The following is a 691-nucleotide window of genomic DNA, read 5'->3' as shown; positions in this document are numbered from 1 at the left end:
GCCAGCCACCCCTGCACCAGCCCCAACACCTCGTGCACCCCGGCCGACACCTCGACCAGCACACACTCCGCGACCCCACCATCCAGCGAACCGGCCAGAGATTCGGCCACCACCCAGCCGGGCACCTGCGCGGAAGCGGAACCGGACCCGGCCGGAGCCGCGCTCCACTCAATCCGGTGCAGTGAGTCGGTGCGGTGGCCGGCGGTGAGCTGGTCCGCCGATATCGGGCGGGTAGCCAGTGCCTCGACCGACAACACCGGCGCCCCGGTGGAATCGGCGATCGTCAAGGCGACCGTGTTCTCCCGCACCCGCGCGATCCGCGCCCGCACCCCGGTCACCCCGGCCGAATACAGGCCCACCCCCGCCCAGGAGAACGGCAACACCGTCTGCCCGTCACCGACCACCAGCGGCGCATGCAACACCGCGTCCAGCAAAGCCGGATGCACCCCGAACCGTGCCGCGTCCCCATGCGCCTGCTCGGGCAACGCGACCTCGGCGAACACCTCCTCACCACGCCGCCACACCGCCCTCAGCCCCTGGAAGACGGGCCCGTACTCATACCCCATGCCCAGCAACACCTCATAGGCGTCGCCCACCTCCACCGCCACCGCGTCCACCGGCGGCCACTGCGCCAGCTCGAACGTCGGCTCCGGTAGTGCTCCCGCGCTCAGCAGTCCTTCGGCGTGGCCCG

The 691-nt window shown here is 71.6% G+C and carries 1 protein-coding gene; it reads right to left on the bottom strand.

Annotated elements, in window-relative coordinates:
• On the bottom strand, nt 1-691 hold a 691-nt coding region (locus tag ACFFRH_RS44365; protein ID WP_386164224.1), incomplete at both ends, for a polyketide synthase dehydratase domain-containing protein.

This window comes from Streptosporangium vulgare, assembly GCF_042428775.1.
GTDB lineage: Bacteria > Actinomycetota > Actinomycetes > Streptosporangiales > Streptosporangiaceae > Streptosporangium > Streptosporangium vulgare.
The sequence above is the reverse complement of the archived record's forward strand: the minus strand, read 5'-3'. Positions and strand labels throughout refer to the sequence as shown.